Origin of the sequence: Amycolatopsis panacis, assembly GCF_003600245.1 — a bacterium.
Classification (GTDB): domain Bacteria; phylum Actinomycetota; class Actinomycetes; order Mycobacteriales; family Pseudonocardiaceae; genus Amycolatopsis; species Amycolatopsis sulphurea.
The window spans coordinates 1-18,303 of the sequence record NZ_QZFV01000079.1; the positions used below are offsets into that span (position 1 = coordinate 1).

Annotated in this window: 16 protein-coding genes; 7 read left to right on the forward strand and 9 right to left on the reverse strand. The window is 69.5% G+C overall.

The window, feature by feature from the left end:
* On the forward strand, nucleotides 1-344 hold a 344-nt coding region (locus tag D5S19_RS14090; RefSeq protein ID WP_147397396.1), incomplete at its 5' end, for a transposase family protein.
* A 116-nt stretch (nucleotides 345-460) separates the two neighbouring features.
* Here D5S19_RS14090 and D5S19_RS14095 read toward each other — a convergent pair.
* The 5 genes from D5S19_RS14095 to D5S19_RS14115 all read right to left on the reverse strand — a co-directional run bounded on the left by D5S19_RS14095 (nucleotide 461) and on the right by D5S19_RS14115 (nucleotide 5,943).
* A complete protein-coding gene (locus tag D5S19_RS14095; RefSeq protein WP_120023799.1) occupies nucleotides 461-1,369 on the reverse strand; it encodes a glycine betaine ABC transporter substrate-binding protein in 909 nt (302 codons plus the stop codon).
* Between the two features lie 31 nt (nucleotides 1,370-1,400).
* Nucleotides 1,401-2,291, reverse strand: coding sequence for an ABC transporter permease (locus D5S19_RS14100; protein ID WP_120023800.1), 891 nt, complete (start codon nucleotides 2,289-2,291; stop codon nucleotides 1,401-1,403).
* Nucleotides 2,284-3,471, reverse strand: coding sequence for a quaternary amine ABC transporter ATP-binding protein (locus D5S19_RS14105; RefSeq protein WP_233573891.1), 1,188 nt, complete (start codon nucleotides 3,469-3,471; stop codon nucleotides 2,284-2,286). The genes D5S19_RS14100 and D5S19_RS14105 overlap by 8 nt, the downstream gene beginning before the upstream one ends.
* Before the next feature lie 642 nt (nucleotides 3,472-4,113).
* Entirely contained in the window at nucleotides 4,114-4,755 is a 642-nt protein-coding gene (locus D5S19_RS14110) for an HU family DNA-binding protein (RefSeq protein ID WP_120023802.1), read from the reverse strand.
* 486 nt (nucleotides 4,756-5,241) lie between these two features.
* Entirely contained in the window at nucleotides 5,242-5,943 is a 702-nt protein-coding gene (locus D5S19_RS14115) for an IclR family transcriptional regulator (protein WP_051792855.1), read from the reverse strand.
* Nucleotides 5,944-6,070: 127 nt separating this feature from the next.
* On the opposite strand from D5S19_RS14115, the gene leuC reads away from it, so the two are divergent.
* From leuC to D5S19_RS14130, 3 genes are all read left to right on the forward strand, one after another.
* On the forward strand, nucleotides 6,071-7,504 hold the full coding sequence (gene leuC, locus D5S19_RS14120; RefSeq protein WP_120023803.1) for a 3-isopropylmalate dehydratase large subunit: 1,434 nt from the start codon (nucleotides 6,071-6,073) through the stop codon (nucleotides 7,502-7,504).
* A gap of 35 nt (nucleotides 7,505-7,539) precedes the next feature.
* A complete protein-coding gene (gene leuD / locus D5S19_RS14125; protein WP_120023804.1) occupies nucleotides 7,540-8,142 on the forward strand; it encodes a 3-isopropylmalate dehydratase small subunit in 603 nt (200 codons plus the stop codon).
* A 228-nt stretch (nucleotides 8,143-8,370) separates the two neighbouring features.
* Nucleotides 8,371-9,033 carry an HU family DNA-binding protein gene (locus D5S19_RS14130; RefSeq protein WP_120023805.1) on the forward strand — a complete coding sequence of 221 codons (663 nt, stop codon included), beginning with the start codon at nucleotides 8,371-8,373 and terminating at the stop codon, nucleotides 9,031-9,033.
* A 1,272-nt stretch (nucleotides 9,034-10,305) separates the two neighbouring features.
* Here D5S19_RS14130 and D5S19_RS14135 read toward each other — a convergent pair.
* Genes D5S19_RS14135 through cofC form a run of 3 tightly spaced genes read right to left on the reverse strand, consistent with a single transcriptional unit; the run spans nucleotide 10,306 to nucleotide 14,334 of the window.
* The gene (locus tag D5S19_RS14135) at nucleotides 10,306-11,253 is read right to left on the reverse strand and encodes an NUDIX hydrolase (RefSeq protein ID WP_120023806.1); all 948 of its coding nucleotides are present in this window, start codon (nucleotides 11,251-11,253) and stop codon (nucleotides 10,306-10,308) included.
* Nucleotides 11,250-13,646 carry an RNA degradosome polyphosphate kinase gene (locus D5S19_RS14140; RefSeq protein WP_120023807.1) on the reverse strand — a complete coding sequence of 799 codons (2,397 nt, stop codon included), beginning with the start codon at nucleotides 13,644-13,646 and terminating at the stop codon, nucleotides 11,250-11,252. Before D5S19_RS14140 ends, D5S19_RS14135 begins: the two co-directional genes overlap by 4 nt.
* A 55-nt stretch (nucleotides 13,647-13,701) precedes the next feature.
* Nucleotides 13,702-14,334: a 2-phospho-L-lactate guanylyltransferase gene (gene cofC, locus D5S19_RS14145; RefSeq protein ID WP_120023808.1), complete on the reverse strand. Its 633-nt coding sequence runs from the start codon at nucleotides 14,332-14,334 to the stop codon at nucleotides 13,702-13,704.
* A 109-nt stretch (nucleotides 14,335-14,443) separates the two neighbouring features.
* Here cofC and D5S19_RS14150 point away from each other — a divergent pair, with 109 nt between their 5' ends.
* From D5S19_RS14150 to D5S19_RS14160, 3 genes are all read left to right on the forward strand, one after another.
* A complete protein-coding gene (locus D5S19_RS14150) occupies nucleotides 14,444-15,145 on the forward strand; it encodes a lysophospholipid acyltransferase family protein (RefSeq protein ID WP_199730494.1) in 702 nt (233 codons plus the stop codon).
* Nucleotides 15,145-16,170, forward strand: a complete 1,026-nt coding sequence (locus tag D5S19_RS14155) for an NAD(P)H-dependent glycerol-3-phosphate dehydrogenase (RefSeq protein ID WP_120023809.1) — start codon at nucleotides 15,145-15,147, stop codon at nucleotides 16,168-16,170. Before D5S19_RS14150 ends, D5S19_RS14155 begins: the two co-directional genes overlap by 1 nt.
* 196 nt (nucleotides 16,171-16,366) lie before the next feature.
* Entirely contained in the window at nucleotides 16,367-16,846 is a 480-nt protein-coding gene (locus D5S19_RS14160) for a cysteine dioxygenase (RefSeq protein WP_120023810.1), read from the forward strand.
* Here D5S19_RS14160 and D5S19_RS14165 read toward each other — a convergent pair whose 3' ends face one another.
* Nucleotides 16,847-18,052 (reverse strand): cytochrome P450, encoded by a 1,206-nt coding sequence (locus tag D5S19_RS14165; RefSeq protein WP_199730495.1) that lies wholly within the window; start codon nucleotides 18,050-18,052, stop codon nucleotides 16,847-16,849. It lies immediately after the preceding gene.
* Between the last annotated feature and the right edge of the window lie 251 nt (nucleotides 18,053-18,303).

The window sequence follows — 18,303 nt, forward strand, 5'->3', positions numbered from 1 at the left end:
CGGACCCACTCCCCGGAAAAACGCACGACAAGAAGGCGTTCGACGAGACACCCATTGCTGAGGTCGTCCGAAACTCCGGCGGCGGCATCGGCGACAAAGGCTACCAAGGCACCAGCCTGGTCACCCCGCGAAAAAAGCCAAAAGGAGGAGAACTCAGCAAACGAGACAAAGAAAGTAACGCCGAAATATCTGCCCTCCGCGCAGCCATAGAACGAGTCGTCTCACACTTCAAAAACTGGCGAATACTTCACACCGACTACCGCCGCCCCTACTCCACCTACCGCGACGCCTACGACGCCACGCGCGGACTGTTCTTCTTCTCAATAGCCTGGGGTTTTGAATAACGCTCCTTGAGTCCGGTGTAGACCTCGGCGGACGATAGCCCCACAACCGAATCCCGGATAGCAGGACGGTCCCGCACCCCTCGGAAGGGATGCGGGACCGTCCGGAAAACGCTCCGTCAGAGACCGGCGAATGCCGTGTCCACGAACTCCTTGTGCTGGTCCGCCCACTGCTTCGCGGCGGCCTTCTCCTGGCCCTTCGCGGCCTTCTGGATCGCGTCCTCCAGGGAGCCGAGATCAGCGTCGCTCATCTTCAGCTTCTTGGCGACGTCGGTCAGCGCCGGGAAGTCCTTGCCGAAGCCCTTGCGGCCGATCGCGTGGATCTGCTCGCCCTTGCCCATCGCGCCCTTCGGGTCCTGCAGGTCCTTGAGCTGGTAGCGCGAGTAGGCCCAGTGCGGGTGCCACATCGTGACCACCATCGGCTTCTGGCCCTTGATCGCGCCGTCCAGCGCGGCGAGCATGGCGGTCGTCGAGGAGTTCTGCAGGGTGATGCTGCCCTTCAGATCGTATTGGGAGAGCACGTTGTTCTGCACGATGTCGCTCTCGCCCGCACTGGCCTCGATGCCGGTGATCTTGCCGTCGAACTGGCCCGCCTTGTCCTTGAGATCGGCGATGCTGTTGACGTCCTTGACATACTCCGGCACGGCCAGGTTGAGCGTCGCCTTGTCGTACCAGACGCCGAGGTCCTCAAGCTGATCCTTGTACTGGTCCCAGTACTTTTTGTGCGTCACCGGCAGCCAGGAGTCCAGGTACAGGTCCACGTCGCCCTTGGCGAGACCGGCGTAGATCGGGCCCGCGTCGAGCAGCTTCGCCTCGACCTTGTACCCCTTCTCCTCCAGCACCGTCTGGTACAGGTTGGTCAGGGCGATGTCCTCGTCCCAGCCGATGTAGCCGATGGTGATGGTCTTGGCTTCCTGGGTGTTGCCCGATTCGGCGGCCCGGCCGCCGCAGGCGGTGGTGAGGCCTGCCAGCGCCGTCATCGCGGCCCCGGCCGCGAGGATCCGGGTGAGCCGTTTCGTTGTCCGCATCGTTCGTCCTTTCTTCACAGGCGGTGGGTGCTCAGGCGGCCGCGGTACGGCGGCGGGCCCGGCCCACGGCCGAGCGGGCACCCAGCGTCGAGGTCAGCCGGTCGAGGTAGATGGCCAGCACCACGACCCCGATCCCGGCCTCGAAACCCTGGCCGATCTTGAGGCTGGTGACCGCGGCGTAGACCTCGGCGCCGAGGCCGGGGGCGCCGACCATGCCGGAGATCACCACCATCGACAGCGACAGCATGATGATCTGGTTGATGCCGGCCATGATCGAGGGCATCGCCAGCGGGATCTGGATCTCGGTGAGGATCCGCCGGGGCGGCGAGCCGAACGCCTCGCCCGCCTCGACCATCTCCGGGTCGACCTGGCGGATGCCCAGTTCGGTCAGCCGGACCCCGGGCGGCAGCGCGAACACCACGGTGGCCACGACCCCGGGCACCGGCCCGATCGAGAAGAACACGACCACCGGGATCAGGTAGACGAACGAGGGCAGCGTCTGCATGAAGTCCAGTACCGGTTTCACCACCCGGCTCACCGACTCGTTGCGGGCCGCGGCGATCCCGGTCGGGACCGCGATGAGCACCGCGACCAGCCCGGCGACGAGGACCTGGGCCAGCGTCTCCATCGCCGAGTGCATTTCGCTGAGCCCGTCCACCAGCGCGAACCCGATCAGCGAGCCGGCGCCGAAGCGCCAGCCGCGCGCCCACCAGCCGAGTGCGGCGAAAATGACCACCAGCACCAGGGAAGGCAGCCAGGTCAGCCCGGAGGCCAGCCCGTTGACCGCGCCCTTGACGACCGTGTCGACGAAGTCGAAGAACGGTCCGATGTTGTTGGTCAGCCAGTCGACGATCGAGGCGAACCAGTCGCCGACCGGGATCCGCGGCACGTGCCAGCCGTCGGCGAGGAAGAGCTCACGCATGCGCGTCCACCTCCTCTTCCGCGTTTTCGGGGATGCTCAGCGAACGCAGCAGCGACTGCTGGGTGACCATGCCGAGCAATCCACCGTCCCCGTCCACCACGGCCACCGGTGCCGGCGCCGAAGCGGAGACGCCGAACAGGTCGGCGACCGGGGTTTCCGGTGCGGTGCGCGCGGCTTCGCGGTCGACTGCCTCGGCGAGCGTCGCGTCGCCGCGTTCGGCCGCCGCCGATACCGCGCCGCGGGTCACAGAGCCGGCGAACTTGCCTGCCTCGATGACCAGTGCCCCGGTGAGTTCATGCCCGAGCATCGTTTCCCGTGCCTGTGCCGGGGAAGTGTCCGTGGTGAACGAAACCCCCGCGGGCTCCATCACCGTGGCCGCGGTGAGCACCCGGGTGCGGTCGACGTCGCGCACGAACTTGGTGACGTACTCGTCGGCCGGCGCGGTGAGCATCTCCTGCGCCGTCGCGACCTGCACGATCCGGCCGTCGCGCATCATCGCGATCCGGTCGCCGAGGCGCATCGCCTCGTTGAGATCGTGCGTGATGAACACGATGGTCTTGCCGAGCTGCCGCTGCAGGATGAGCAGCTGGTCCTGCATCTCCTTGCGGATCAACGGGTCCAGCGCGCTGAACGCCTCGTCCATCAGCAGGATCTCGGTGTCCGCGGCGAGCGCGCGGGCCAGGCCCACCCGCTGGCGCATGCCCCCGGAAAGCTCACCCGGCAACCGGTCTTCCCACCCGGCCAGGCCGACCAGCTCCAGTGCTTCGGCAGTACGGCTGAGCTGCCGTTCCCGCGGGGCGCCCTGCACGCTCAGCCCGTACGCGACGTTCTCCGCGACGGTGCGGTGCGGGAAGAGCGCGAAGTGCTGGAACACCATACTCATCCGCTGCTGCCGCAGTTCCCGTACCTGCGCCGGCGACAGCGTGGTGAGGTCCTGCTCGTCCACCAGCACCCGGCCGGACGTGGCCGGCAGCAGCCCGTTCAGCGTGCGCAGCAGGGTTGATTTGCCTGAACCGGAGAGTCCCATCACGACGAAGATCTCGCCGCGCTCCACGGTGAACGAGGCGTCGATCACCGCCGCGGTCACACCCGGGTCCAGTTCCTTGCGGTCGATCCCGGTCTCCAGCCGGCGCACCGCTTCGGCCGGGCGGCGGCCGAACACCTTGAACAGCTTTTCCACTCGAACTATCGGCAATGGTCTCTCATGTCCTCGAGCTCCGGTCGTTGCCGGGCGACATGATTGCATAATTCACCACATGCCGGTGCCGAGATGGATGCCGGTTTACCGATCGGACGCGGTTTTCGTGACCGGGCACCGACTTCGGCCGCGCCGGATACCGACTCCGCGTCCCAGTGCCGGATGTGGCCGTAAAAACCGGTGTGCGCAGGCAAAACGGGTGTGCTTCCCGGGGCGTTTCCGGTGTGGCGGCGGGCGGCCGCCGAGCGCGCTCGTCACGTTCGGGTAACAACCGGAATTCCCTTGTGTGCCGGGGATTTCAGACGTGACGGGGAACACTGCCCGTGTACGGATAGTACTGAAATGGATACGGAAAGGAATGGCTCCGGTCGGCCGGAAAACGAAAACCCGGCCCCTGGGGCCATCTTGGGTGAGGGGTTTCGGGGCGCCGGAATCGGGCTGTGGTGCGTTGGGATGGTGTGGATTCACGGTAGTGATCTGCGGGACAGTGCGCATTCGTACCGAATTTTATGGCCGTTTCGACAATGCGGGCCCGGTCGATTCGGAGTACTCGGGACCCGCAGAGACGGAAACAGGCCCCGTCCGGGAGCGGACGGGGCCTGTTCCGGTGCCGGGTGAAGAGTGTTACTTCTTCTTCGCGGCGGTGGTGGTGCGCTTGGCGGGCGTGGCCTTCTTCGCGGTCGCCGTGGTCTTCTTGGCGGCCGGCTTCGCCGCGGCCTTGGTGGCGCGCGTCGTGGTGGCCTTCGCCTTGGCGGCGGTCGCCTTCGTGGCGGTGGCCTTGGCCGCGGTCGCCTTGGCCGGCGCGGCCTTGGTGGCGCGCGTCGTGGTGGCCTTCGCCTTCGTCGCGGTCGCCTTCGCGGCGGGCGCCTTGGCGGCCGTGGCGCGGGTGCGCGTGGTGGCCGGCTTGGCGGCCGCGGCGCGGGTGGTGGTCGTCGCGGTCGCCCGGGTGGCGGTCGCGCGCTTGACGGCGGTGGCCTTCGGCAGCTTCTTGGAGCCGGAGATCACGTCCTTGAAGGTGGTGCCCGCACGGAAAGCGGGCACGTTGGTCTTCTTGACCCGCACGGACTCACCGGTCCGCGGGTTACGCGCGGTGCGAGCGGCGCGGGCGCGCTTCTCGAAGACGCCGAAGCCGGTGATGGTGACCTTCTCGCCCTTGTGGACGGTGCGGATGATGATGTCGACGAGACCGTCGACGGCTTCCGCGGCAGCCTTCTTGTCGCCAATGCGCTCCGAGAGCGCCTCGATCAGCTGGGCCTTGTTGGCCATTCCAGTTCCTCCAACCAGAACTTGGTTTTCTACGGCCATAAGGCCGAACGAGGTCATTATCACCCACCGGCTTGGCAAGTCCAATCGGGACCTGGCATTTTCGGGTGAGATCGAGGTGTTAGGCATACTCCGCGCGGGCGGCGGCTTCCCCGCACCGGAACGCTGGAGTAGCTCGGAATCGGCCCGTTCTGTCCTATGTAGACAGCCTCTGTGCTGGGGTTTTGCCGAAGTGGGCGGGTCGGCGCCGGATGTGGGCCGGGTGCCGGGCCGGTGTGGGGCAAGCGGATCGGAACCGGTGGGGCGAAGTTTTCCCTGCGGCGTGTCGCGATCCCGGCGGGTGACGGCACCCGGTGCCGCGGACCGCCGGCGGGGCGCCGCGGCGAGGACTGTGCCGATCGGTCTACTGAGGACGATCGGGCCGGAAAAGGGCCGCCTCGCCGCCGCGGAGGCGGGGAGACGGCCCGACGGTGGTGGGAGCGGCCGGGGTCAGAGCCGTTCCTGCAAGGCGTCCGCCGCAGCGAGCAGGTCGGCCGCCCAGCGGGCACCCGGTTTGCGCCCGATGCGCTCGATCGGCCCGGAGACCGAAACGGCGGCGACCACCGCGCCGGAGGAATCCCGTACCGGGGCCGAGACACTGGCCACTCCCGGCTCGCGCTCGGCGACACTCTGCGCCCAGCCACGGCGGCGTACCTCGAGAAGGGTGCGTTCGCCGTACACCGCGTCGGCCAGGATCGTCCGCTGGGTGTGCGGATCCGACCATGCGGCAAGGACCTTGGCGCCCGAGCCCGCGGTCATCGGCAGCCGCGAGCCGATCGGCACCGTGTCGCGCAGCCCGCTCGGCGGCTCCGCGGTCGACACGCACACCCGCTGCACGCCGTCGCGGCGATAGAGTTGCACGCTCTCGCCGGTGATGTCGCGCAGCTTCGGCAAGACCGAACTCGCCGCGTCCAGCAACGGATCGGTCGATCCGCCGGCCAGTTCGGCGAGCGCGGTGCCCGGGCGCCAGCGGCCGTCCGGTCCGCGCCGCAGCAGCCGGTGCACCTCCAGCCCGACCGCCAGCCGATGCGCCGTCGCCCGGGGAAGACCCGTGCGGGTGCACAGTTCCGCCAGGCCACAGGGGTCCTCCGCGACCGCTTGAAGTACGGCCACGGCTTTGTCGAGTACTCCGATACCGCTATGCTGTCCCACGACGCGATACTAACTTCCCGTACTTTGGGAAGTCCAGAATCTGGGAAAAACCGAACCCGGGGCGCGGCTCGCCCCGCGCTCACCCGAGTTCCGTGCTCCCGGCCGATCCCGTGGAAGGAGCCGGAGAATGACCACCACCACCGGCAAGGCCCGCACCCTCGCGGAAAAGGTGTGGGACAGCCACCTCGTGCGCCGAGGTGAAGGCGCCGAGCCGGACCTGCTCTACATCGACCTGCATCTGGTGCACGAAGTGACCAGCCCGCAGGCGTTCGACGGGCTGCGGATGGCCGGGCGCGCCGTGCGCAGGCCCGATCTCACCATCGCGACCGAGGACCACAACGTCCCCACCGTGGACATCGACCTGCCGATCGCCGATCCGGTGTCGCGCACCCAGGTCGACACGCTTCGCCGGAACTGCAAGGAGTTCGGCGTCCGGCTGCATCCGATGGGCGATGCCGAACAGGGCATCGTGCACGTCATCGGACCGCAGCTGGGCCTGACCCAGCCCGGCACGACCGTGGTGTGCGGGGACAGTCACACCTCCACGCACGGCGCTTTCGGCGCGATGGCCTTCGGTATCGGCACTTCGGAGGTCGAGCACGTGCTCGCCACCCAGACGCTGCCGCTGCGGCCGTTCAAGACGATGGCCATCACCGTCGACGGCGCGCTGCAGCCGGGCGTCACGGCCAAGGACGTCATCCTCGCCGTCATCGCGAAGATCGGCACCGGCGGCGGGCAGGGCTATGTGCTCGAGTACCGCGGCAAGGCCATCGAAGACCTGTCGATGGAAGCCCGGATGACCATCTGCAACATGTCCATCGAAGCCGGTGCGCGGGCCGGGATGATCGCCCCGGACGAGACGACCTTCGCCTACCTCAAGGGCCGTCCGCACGCCCCGCAGGGCGCCGACTGGGACGCCGCGGTGGCCGCCTGGCGCGAGCTGCGCACCGACGAGGGCGCGGAATTCGACGCCGAGGTGCGCCTCGATGCCGACGCACTGACTCCGTTCGTGACCTGGGGCACCAATCCGGGCCAGGGACTACCGCTGGGCGCCGCGGTGCCCGACCCGGCCGCGATCCCGGACGAGAACGAACGGTTCGCCGCGGAGAAGGCCCTGTCCTATATGGATCTGGTGCCCGGTACCCCGCTGCGCGAGATCGCGGTGGACACCGTCTTCCTCGGCTCGTGCACGAACGGCCGGATCGAGGACCTGCGCGCCGCCGCGGAGGTGCTGCGCGGGCGGCAGGTGGCCGGTTCGGTGCGGATGCTCGTGGTGCCCGGCTCGATGCGGGTGCGCAAGGCCGCCGAGGAGGAGGGGCTGGACGCGGTCTTCACCGCGGCGGGTGCCGAATGGCGGCAGGCGGGCTGCTCCATGTGCCTGGGCATGAACCCGGACCAGCTCGCCCCCGGCGAGCGCAGCGCCTCCACCTCCAACCGCAACTTCGAAGGCAGGCAGGGCAAGGGCGGGCGCACGCACCTGGTGTCGCCGCTGGTGGCCGCCGCCACGGCCGTGCGGGGCACCCTGTCCTCCCCGGCCGACCTGACCCCGGCCACCGCCTGAGCGGCCGTCCCGAACCCCCGAGAGGAGTTCCCACCATGGAACCGTTCACCCAGCACACCGGCATCGGGGTGCCGCTGCGCAGGTCCAACGTGGACACTGACCAGATCATCCCGGCGGTCTATCTCAAGCGCGTGAGCCGGACCGGTTTCGAGGACGGCCTGTTCGCCGCCTGGCGCGCCCAGGAGGACTTCATCCTCAACACCGAGCCGTTCTCCCGCGGCTCGGTGCTCGTGGCCGGACCCGACTTCGGCACCGGCTCCTCGCGGGAGCACGCCGTGTGGGCGCTGATGGACTACGGCTTCCGGGTCGTGATCTCGGCGCGCTTCGCGGACATCTTCCGCGGCAACTCCGGCAAGGGCGGTCTGGTGGCCGCGCAGTGCGAGCAGGCCGACATCGAACTGCTCTGGAAGCTGCTGGAGAACGAGCCGGGCACCGAGGTCACCGTCGACCTGGAGACCAAGACCGTACGGGCCAAGGACTTCACCGCGGCCTTCCGGATCGACGACTACGTCCGCTGGCGGTTGCTCGAAGGACTCGACGATATCGCACTGACGTTGCGCCATGCTCAGGAGATCGACGCGTTCGAGTCCGCGCGGCCCGCGTGGAAGCCGGTGACCCTGCCCGCAGCCACCTCCTGACCCCGCACCGGGGCGCGAATTCCCTGCTCAGAAAGGGAATTCAGGCCCCGGTGGGCACGCTCTTCACCCGCGCCGGACGGCAGCTCCCGGGTCCCACGGGAGGCGGAACAGTACCCGGGCCAAGGGAAATTTCCGCGTGCCGTTTGGAATTTGTGCTGCGTTGGTAATACCGTGTGCGTTAGTCGGCCGACGTGGCCGTGGACGAAGAGTTCTTCTTGGAGGACTGGAATGGCCAACAAGGCCCAGCTGATCGAGGCGCTGTCGGAGCGTCTGGGCGACAAAAAAGTTGCTTCGCAGGCGGTCGACGGTCTCGTCGACATCATCATCCGGACGGTCAACAAGGGCGAGAAGGTGAACATCACCGGCTTCGGGGTGTTCGAGAAGCGCGCCCGCGCCGCCCGGACCGCGCGTAACCCGCGGACCGGTGAGTCCGTGCGGGTCAAGAAGACCAACGTGCCCGCTTTCCGTGCCGGCACCACCTTCAAGGACGTCATTTCCGGCTCCAAGAAGCTGCCGAAGGCCACCGCGGTCAAGCGCGCCACCAGCGCGAGCACGCGGACGGCCGGCACCACGCGGGCGACCGCGGCCCGCCCGGCGGCCACCACGACCCGGACCCGCGCCACCGCGGCGAAGGCGCCCGCCAAGGCCACCACCACCCGGGCCGCGAAGGCGACCACGACGCGGGCGGCCAAGCCCACCGCGGCCAGGGCCACCACCGCGAAGGCCACGACTTCGCGCGCCACCAAGGCGACCACGACGCGGGCGACCGCGACCAAGGCCACCACGACGCGTGCCACCAAGGCCGCGGCGAAGCCGGTCGCCAAGAAGACCACGGCGACCGCGAAGAAGGCCACGCCCGCCAAGCGCACCACGGCGGCGAAGAAGAAGTAGTAAAGCGCCGCTTACGGCGGTGCTTCACGGCAGGGCCCCGACCCACCCAGGGTCGGGGCCCTGCCGTGTTTGCACCGGTCTTGATCGGCCGAACGGGGGTTATCGGACGCGGTGGCCGGTCCGGGGAAAGGGAACCGGGGTGGGGTTAATGGGGAACATCCCGTTCGACGATCGAAGTAATGCGGGTGTGCGGCGGGGTGGGAAGAGTCGATCTCCGGACAATCCGAACGGCTCCGGAATAGCGGCGGTGATATGCGGCCGGTGGCGCCTCCGGGCGGTCGCCGGGCCGGCTCGATGATCGGCGCGGGGACTTCGATGGTATGGGGCGGAAGCGGGTGGAATGATCGGTCGCGGGCTTTCCCCGGAACGGTGATCGGCGGCCGGAAAGCCGGTGACCTGCGGGCGGGGTGGAAATGGTGGTGGTCCGCCGAGCGCGGTGGCGAGGGCGGGAACGTGGGGCTGGGCAGGGGAAACCGGCGTTCGGGGCGGTGGGTGTGGTGGCGGGCGGTGCGCGGAATGCGGATGCGGCGGCGGGTGCGGTGGTGCGGGATGGGGATGGGGTGTTCGAGGACGGAGAAGGGAACGTGCTTGGGCTGTCCGGAAGTGACCACCGGGGGTTCGTGGTGTGGCCGGTGTGCGGGTGGGTGAGCGGGGCTGGCATTCGGCGTGAGGTTGCCTCAAGATCGTGGCGGCGTGACGGGGGGTGGCGAGTTGTTTGTGGTGGCTGGGCGGGTTTCCCGGGCGCGTGACGGGGCGGAGAGGCTGGGGTCCGGGTGACGGCGTGAGCCGGTGGGCACCGGCACCGGTGGGGGTGAATGTGGTGGGTTTGGCCGGTCGCCGGGGATGTGGTGCAGGGCGGTGGTTTGGGCGCTCATGTAGCGGCGATGGGTGGGTCTGGCCCACTCGCGCCTGTGGTGCGGGCTGCGGTGGCCGGCGTCTGTGGCGCGTCTTGCCCACAGCGCCGTGGCAGGCGTGTGGTGGCCGGCCGGCCGCGGTGTCTCGATGATGGTGAGGTTTTCGTGGCCGGACATCACTTCGGCAGCGGAGCGAGGAATTCGTTGAGGGCGATGGCGTCGAGCAGCACGGCGTGGGTGCCTGGGAAGAGGGCTGTGAAGGGTCCCTTCACGGACTCAGAGTCCGTGAAGGGACCCTTCACAGACTTGGTGGCACGGCGGCCTCGCCGCTACCGAGGCAGTCGAAGCACCTGGCATACAAAGCCCGCGGACCGCAGGCGGGAGGCCGAGATCCCCGCCTACGGCCGCGTGATCGCGCTCAGGCGCGGGACGGCGCCGGCAAGGGCAGCGGGCTCGGGTGGTAGTCCGCGCTCACCAGGACCGGGCCGTCGGCCGTGGTGCGGAACGAGAGGACCCACAGCGAACCCTTCTTGCTGGGCACCACACCGCCGCTGGTGGACGGGAGGTCCAGGGCGTCGCGGTCGGCGAGGGCGCTCACCAGGTCCGGGATCACGCCGCCCTGGCTGCTGACGAGCGGGGTGCCACCGGCCGCGGTGATGGCCAGCAGCCGGCTGATTCCGCGGGTCGGGTCGGGCCAGTAGCCCTCTTCCGACAACAGGGGTTCGTGCCGGACTTCGGTGCCCAGGTCCTCGGCGACCCCGGAGACCGTACGCACGCACCGCAGCCGTGGCGCGGAGAACACTCGGTCGGGGCCGTAGTGCGGCAACAGTTCCCGGAGCGCGTCGGCTTGGCGGCGGCCGGCTTCCGACAGCGGGCGCAGGTCGTCGTCGCCGGTCCAGTCGTCGCGTTTGCCTGCTTTGGCGTGCCGGACCAGCAACACCGTGGTGAGGTCCGCGGGCAGCGCGCAGAATTCCCGCAGCACCCGGACGTCGGTGTCGCGGGTGAGCAGCCGTTCGGCTTCCTGCGGGGCGAGCCAGCGCAGTTCGTCCACCTCGTCGCCGGGTGCGAACGCACCGGAGATCGCCTTGCCGCTGAAGTAGTCGACGGTCTTCTTCAGCAGCTTTCCATTGCCCTTCGCGTGCACCTCGTACCCGGTCTGCGCGAGATGGCGGCCCAGCACGGCATGAAAGCCGGTCTCCTCGGCGATCTCGCGAACCGCGGTGGCCGCGAGTGTCTCGCCGGGATCCACCTTTCCCTTCGGCAGCGACCAGTCGTCATAACGCGGCCGGTGTACAAGCGCGACCTCGACGCCGGTTTGCGCGGGGCGCCACAGCACGGCGCCCGCGGCACGGACATCTGCGCTCATCCCACCGCTCCGTGCAGCTTCGCGAGTTCGGTCTGGTGGTCGCGCACTTGCGAGCCGTCCGCCGGGAACGGCTGCCATTCGCCGGTCGAGGTCAGCACCCAGCAGCGGGTGGCCGGGTCCAGCGCGGAGTCGAGCACCGCGTCCAGCTGTGCGGTCAGCTTCGGGGCCTTGACCCGCACCAGCGCCTCGATCCGTCGATCCAGGTTGCGGTGCATCATGTCCGCGCTGCCGATCCAGTGCGTGCCGCCGGCCCGGAAGTGGAACACCCGCGAATGTTCCAGGAACCGGCCGAGGATCGAGCGGACCCGGATGTTCTCGCTCAGCCCTTCGACCCCCGGCTTCAGCGCGCAGATCCCGCGCACCACCACGTCGACCGGCACCCCGGCCTGGGACGCGTGGTACAGCGCGTCGATCACCTGCTCGTCGACGAGCGAGTTGCACTTGATCCGGATCCCCGCCTGCAGCCCGGCCCTGGCCAGTTCGATCTCCTCGCCGATCGCCCGCACGATGCCGCGCCGGATCCCGTGCGGCGAGGTGAGAATGGTGCGGTAGGCGTCCTGGCGCGAGTAGCCGGTGAGCACGTTGAACAGGTCGGTGATGTCCGCGCCGATGCTCGGGTCGGCGGTGAGCAGGCCGAGATCCTCGTACAGCCGCGCGGTCTTCGGGTTGTAGTTGCCGGTGCCGATGTGGCAGTAACGGCGGATCGTCGACCCCTCCTGCCGCACCACCATCGACACCTTGCAGTGCGTCTTGAGCCCGACGAGGCCGTAGACCACGTGCACGCCCGCGCGCTCCAGCGTGCGGGCCCAGGTGATGTTGGCCTGCTCGTCGAACCGCGCCTTGATCTCCACCAGCGCGACGACCTGCTTGCCCGCTTCCGCGGCGTCGATCAGCGCGTCCACGATCGGCGAATCACCGGAGGTGCGATACAGCGTCTGCTTGATCGCCAGCACCTTCGAATCCGCCGCGGCCTGCTCGATGAACCGCTGCACGCTGGTGGAGAACGAATCGTACGGGTGGTGCACCAGCACGTCGCCCTCGCGCAGGGTGGCGAACACGCTCTTGGGCGTCTCGCGTTCGCCGAACGCCGGATGTGTGGCGGGCACGAACGGGCGATCCTTGAGTTCCTTGCGGTCGATCCCGGCGAGCTGGAACAGGCAGGTGAGATCCAGCAGCCCGGGCACCTCGACCACGTCCTCGGGATCCACCTCCAGTTCGCGCAGCAGCAGTTCGAGCATGTGCTCGCTCATGTCCTGCGCGACTTCCAGCCGAACCGGTGGGCCGAACCGGCGCTGCGCCAGCTCCCGTTCCAGCGCCTGCAGCAGATCCTCGTCGCGGTCCTCCTCGACCTCGAAGTCCGCGTTGCGGGTGACCCGGAACACGTGGTGCTCGGTCACCTCCATCCCGGTGAACAGCTCGCCCAGGTGCGCCGAGATCAGTTCCTCCAGGGGCAGGAAGGTGGCGCTGCGGCTGGCGCGCTCGGTCTCCACCCGCATCAGCCGCGGCACGTTGCTGGGCACCTTCACCCGGGCGAAGCGTTCCGTGCCGCCCTGGGGATCCCGCACGGTGACCGCGAGGTTCAGCGAAAGCCCGGAGATGTAGGGGAACGGGTGCGCCGGGTCGACCGCGAGCGGGGTCAGCACCGGGAAGATCTGCTCGGAGAAATAACTGGACAGGCGCAGCTGCTGGGCGCCGCTGAGATCGGCCCAGCCGACGATCCGGATGTCCTGCTCGGCCAGTTGCGGGCGCAGGTGCTTCTTGAACGCCGCGGTGTGCCGCTCGACCAGGTCCTGGTTGCGCTTGGAGATGTAGTCCAGCTGTTCGCGCGGGGTGAGTCCGTCCGCGCTGCGCACGGACAGCCCGGTGTCGTCGCGCCGCTTGAGCCCGGCCACCCGGACCATGTAGAACTCGTCCAAATTGGACGCGAAGATGGCGAGGAACTTCGCCCGTTCGAGCAGCGGCTGCGACTCGTCCTCGCCCAGCGCGAGCACCCGGGAGTTGAAGTCGAGCCAGGACAGCTCGCGGTTGAAGTAGCGGTCGTCGGGCAGCGTCTCGACGGCGGGGGACGTTGCGGTGACCGCGGGTGGCGCGGACGGGATCGCGCGGAAATCCTCTTCGGCACGCGAGGCGGCGGTGGTGGATTTCACGGCCGCGCCCGCCTTCGCCGGCGGCGTCGCCTTGCGAGCCTTCGCCGAGCCGGTGGTGGCGCGCTTCCCCTTGCCGGCGCTCGTGGACGGCGAGCGGCCGGAGACCTTTCCGGCCGGCGCGGCGGCTGTCTTGCCGGTGTTCTTCGCGGTCGATGCCGTGGACTTGGCCGCGCCGGTCCGGCGCCGCCGGGCAGGTGGGCCGTCGGTGGCCGGGGGAGTGCCGTCTGCTGTGCTCACGGCAACCATTGTTCCCTACAAACCTGCGGTTCGCGCAGACCGTAATGAAGGTCGGCCAAACGAATCAGCGCGATGGCGCGGACTCCGCGGGCAGCAGCGCCGCGGTGTGCTTGCCGAGGCCGAGTTCCGCGGCGTGCCGGAGATCCTCCGGGGTGTCCACGTCGCTGCGCAGCGACGCCAGTTCGCCGGTGAGCGGGACGGCTCCGGACTCGATGTGCCGCGTGGCCGAGCCGGCGCCGAACTGCGGGTCGAGCGTGCAGCCGGGCGCGGTCAGCAGCAGCGTGGTGCCGGTGCCGTGCCGGTCCGCGACCATCGCGCGGCGGCCCTCGGCTTCGGCCAGCGCGCGTGCCAGATCTTCCGTGCGCAACGCGGGAAGGTCGGCCTGCAACGCGCCGACCACGCCCCGTGGCGCGTCTGCCCGCAGCAGCCGCGCGCCGTGGCGCAGCGCTTCGTTGAGCCCGGCTCCGGCGGGCTCGGTGCTCAGCTCCACGCCAAGACCGGCCAAAAGCGACAGCGCCTCCGGCTCCGCGGTCACCACCAGCACCCGTCGCACCTGTGCCACCGAGGTGACCGCGGCCAGGGTGTCCTGTGCCAGTGCGAGCACCAGCTCCGCGTGCCGGTCCGCGGCGACCGTGCCGCGCAGCCGGGACTTGCCCTCGCGCGGGTGTTTCAACGGCACGACCAGGTCCACGTCCACCCGTCCATCTTTACCCGAAAGCCCTCCGGCTGCGCTGAGCGCACCCTCCCTGGACTGCGCGAACCGGCACGCGGCAGGATCAGGTGGGAACGGTTTTCGAGGAGGAGTCTTGGCGCGGCGTGAGAAGGGCGGCTTCTGGGTGGGGCTGGCCGCCATCGTGTTCTACCCGGTGACCGCGATCGGCAAGCGGGTCTACCGCGGCGGCGAGAAGGTGCCCCGCGAGGGTGGGGCGGTGCTGGTGATGAACCACATCTCGCATCTGGACCCGGTGGTCGACGCGGTGTTCGTGCACCGGCAGCGGCGGGTGCCGCGGTTCTTCCTGAAGGAGAGCCTCAAGCAGGTGCCGGTGCTCGGCCGGATCGTCGACGGTTCGGGCCAGATCCCGGTCTCGCGCGGATCCAGCGCCGCGGGCGACAGCCTCAAGCACGCGCACGAGGCGCTGGCCGAGGGCAAGGTGATCGTGATCTACCCGGAGGGCACGATCACGAAGGACCCGGAGGGCTGGCCGGCGAAGGCGTTCACCGGGGCGGCCCGGCTGGCGTTGCAGAACGACGTGCCGGTGATCCCGGTCGCGCGCTGGGGCACCAACCGGATCTTCAACGGCTACACCAAGAAGTTCACGCCGTTGCCGCGCAAGACGGTGACGCATCTGGTCGGCGACCCGATCGACCTGTCCCGCTACCGGGGTGGCAACCCCCGCAGTGCCAAGGCGCTGCGTGAGGTGACCGACGTGATCATGGACCGGATCACCGAGCTGCTCGCCGAGATCCGGCAGGAGCAGCCGCCCGCGAAGAAGCCGGACGACGCCTGATGGGCGCGTTCGCCGCGGACGTGCAGCGGGTCACCGTGCTCGGCGCGGGCTCGTGGGGCACCGCGTTCGCGAAGGTGCTCGGCGACGCCGGCCGGGACGTGACGATGTGGGCGCGCCGGGAGAGCGTGGCCGAGGAGATCCGCGGGCAGCACACCAACTCCGCCTATCTGCCGGGGGCGCGGCTGCCGGAGCGGGTCACCGCGACGTCTGACGCGGCGGCGGCGTTGGAGGGCGCGCAGGCGGTGGTGCTCGGCGTGCCGAGCCAGAGCCTGCGCGCCAATCTCACCGGATGGCGGTCGCTGCTGCCGCGCGAGGCGATTCTGGTCAGCCTCGCCAAGGGCGTGGAACTGGGCACGCTCAAGCGGATGAGCGAGGTGATCGCGGAGCTGGCCGAGGTGCCGCCGGAGGAGATCGTGGTGGTGTCCGGGCCGAACCTGGCCCGCGAGATCGCCGTCGGGCAGCCGGCCGCGGCGGTGGTGGCCTGCGCCGAGCACGACCGCGCCCAAGCGGTGCAGCGCGCCACCTCGAATCAGTATTTCCGGCCCTACACCAACACCGACGTGGTTGGCTGCGAGCTGGGCGGGGCGTGCAAGAACGTGATCGCGCTCAGCTGCGGGATGGCGGCGGGCATGGGCCTCGGCGCGAACACCATGGCGACGCTGATCACCCGCGGGCTGGCCGAGATGGCCCGGCTGGGCGCGAAGCTCGGGGCCGATCCGCTCACTTTCGCCGGAATGGCCGGGCTGGGCGATCTGGTCGCCACGTGCTCGTCGCCGTTGTCGCGCAACCGCACCTTCGGGGAGCGGCTCGGCCGTGGCGAAACGCTCGCCCAAGCACAGGCCGCGGCGGGCGGACAGGTCGCGGAGGGCGTCGCGTCGTGTTCGTCGATCCGGGAGCTGGCGCAGCGCGTCGGGGCCGACATGCCGATCACGGAAGCGATGCACCGGGTCTGTCACGAGGGTCTCGACCCGCGGCAGGCGGGAGCGGAGTTGCTCGGCCGGTCGCCGAAGCACGAGTGGCGCTGAGCAGTCCACGGGTTGGGACGGGTTGTCCGGGCGGGCCGGTGCTGGTTCACTGAGTGCATGCTGATGTGCCAGAAGACTGTGTGGCCGGGCTTTGCTGCCCTGTGCCCGGTCGAGCGCGCGTCGTGTCGCTGTTGTCGGTGAACCCAGCTCCGGCCCAGTTCGACACCACATTTCCGCAAAGGACCGCTCCAACACCATGTTCGCCGTTCCGGACAACACCCTGCTGCGCCCCGAAGACCCCGCTCTGCGCCACCCGGTGCGCGTCGCCCTTGAGGTGGCCGCGGACCGGGAACGCTGGGGCGGCCTGCTGAGCTATGACCCCCGTGAGCGGTTCTCCGCGCTGGTCGAACGCACCGGCGGGCAGGAGATCTGGCTGCTGAGCTGGCTTCCGGGCCAGCACACCGATCTGCACGACCACGCCTTGGCCACCGGTGCGTTCACGGTCGTCTCCGGCAGGCTGACCGAGACCGTCGCGCGCCAAGCGCCGGACGGGCGTGCGGTGACCGAGGTGCATTCCCTGTCCACCGGGCAGTCCCGCGTGTTCGGACCGGGGTACGTGCACGAGGTGCGCAACGACGGACCCGATCCGGCGATCAGCGTGCACGTGTACCGGGCGGGCCGACGGATGCGCGCGTACCTGCCGGACCCGGTGCGGGGTCCTTCCCGGGCCGGGTGATCAGGCCGGCCGGATCTCGTCCCAGGTGACCAGGAGCCGCTCCGGGCCGGTGATCGGCGAGTTCCGCTTGAACGGGATCTGGTCGAACGGCACGGCCAGCCGCAGCCCGGGGATGCGGCGGAACAGCGTGCCCAGCACCACGGCCAGTTCGAGCCGGGCCAGCTGCCGGCCGACGCACAGATGCGAGCCGAGCCCGAAGCCGAGCTGGCGCCGGCTGTCCCGTCGCAGGTCGAGCCGGCCCGGATCGGGGAACTGGGCCGGATCGTGGTTCGCGGCCTGCACCATCGCCACGAGGTAATCGCCGGCGGCGATCGGCGTGCCCGCGATCTCGGTGTCTTTGACCGCGATGCGCAGCACCCCGGTGGTGGCGCCGAGCAGACGCACCACTTCCTCGACGGCGCCGGGCACCACGTCCGGGTCCTCCCGCAGCAGGGCGAGCTGAGCGGGTTCTTCGAGCAGCGCGAGCACGCCGTGCGCGATCAAGGCCGCGGTGGTGTCGTAGCCGCCGACGAGTAGTCCGGCGGCCATCTTGACCAGCTCCAGGTCACTGAAGTCCGCGCCCCGCTCGATCATGATGCTGATCGCGTCGTCGCTGGGTTCGGCTCGCCGTCGCGCGATCAGATCCTGCACGTATTCGAAGAGCGGCTGCTTCGCCGCACTGGATTCGTCGATGGTGGTTTCGTTGTTGAACTGCGCTTCGGCGGTCCGGTGGAAGATCTTCCGGTCCTCGGCGGGTACGCCGAGCAGCTCGCCGATCACCGCCGTGGTGACGGGTTTCGCGAATTGCCTGTGCAGGTCGATCGGGTGCGCCTGGCCGGCCAGCTCGTCGATCGCCTCGTCCACGATCCGCTGCACCATCGGCCGGATCTCCGCCATCCGCTTCGCGGTGCCCACCGCGGGGGCGAACAGGTGCCGGAACCGGGCGTGGTCGGCGCCGTCCATCCGGGCGAAATCGCCTTCCTCGACCGGGGAATCCGGGGGCGTGCTGGCCAGCAGGTGCCCTGTCGCGCCACCGCTGCTGCTGAATCGCCGCGAATCGCCGAGCATCTCGCGCACGTCGGCGTAATCGGTGACCAGCCATGCTTCGATACCCGCCGGGCAGAGGACCCGGGTCAGCGGCCGGCGTTCGCGCAGCGCATCGATTTCCGGGTGGGGGCCGAACGGGCAGGAAGCCTCGTCCGGCAGCGGCAGCACCGGCGAAGACACGATGGATTCCTTTCTGCGGCAAGCTGTTCCGGTGTCGGTGGTAGCAGCGGGGCCGGGTTTGCCGTTCAGGGCACAGTTCGGGGATGTGCCCGATGATCGGCTCGTCAAGAGTTGTTCGGGCAGGGCTTCGAGATGTTGCGATGGACGGCGCGGCCCGCTACCGCGCCGCGGCCTCGTGGCCCGGCGTGCATTCCGGATTACGTGCTGGGGCTGCTATCGGCTGCGTATGGCAACGGTTCCGGCGCTGTTGA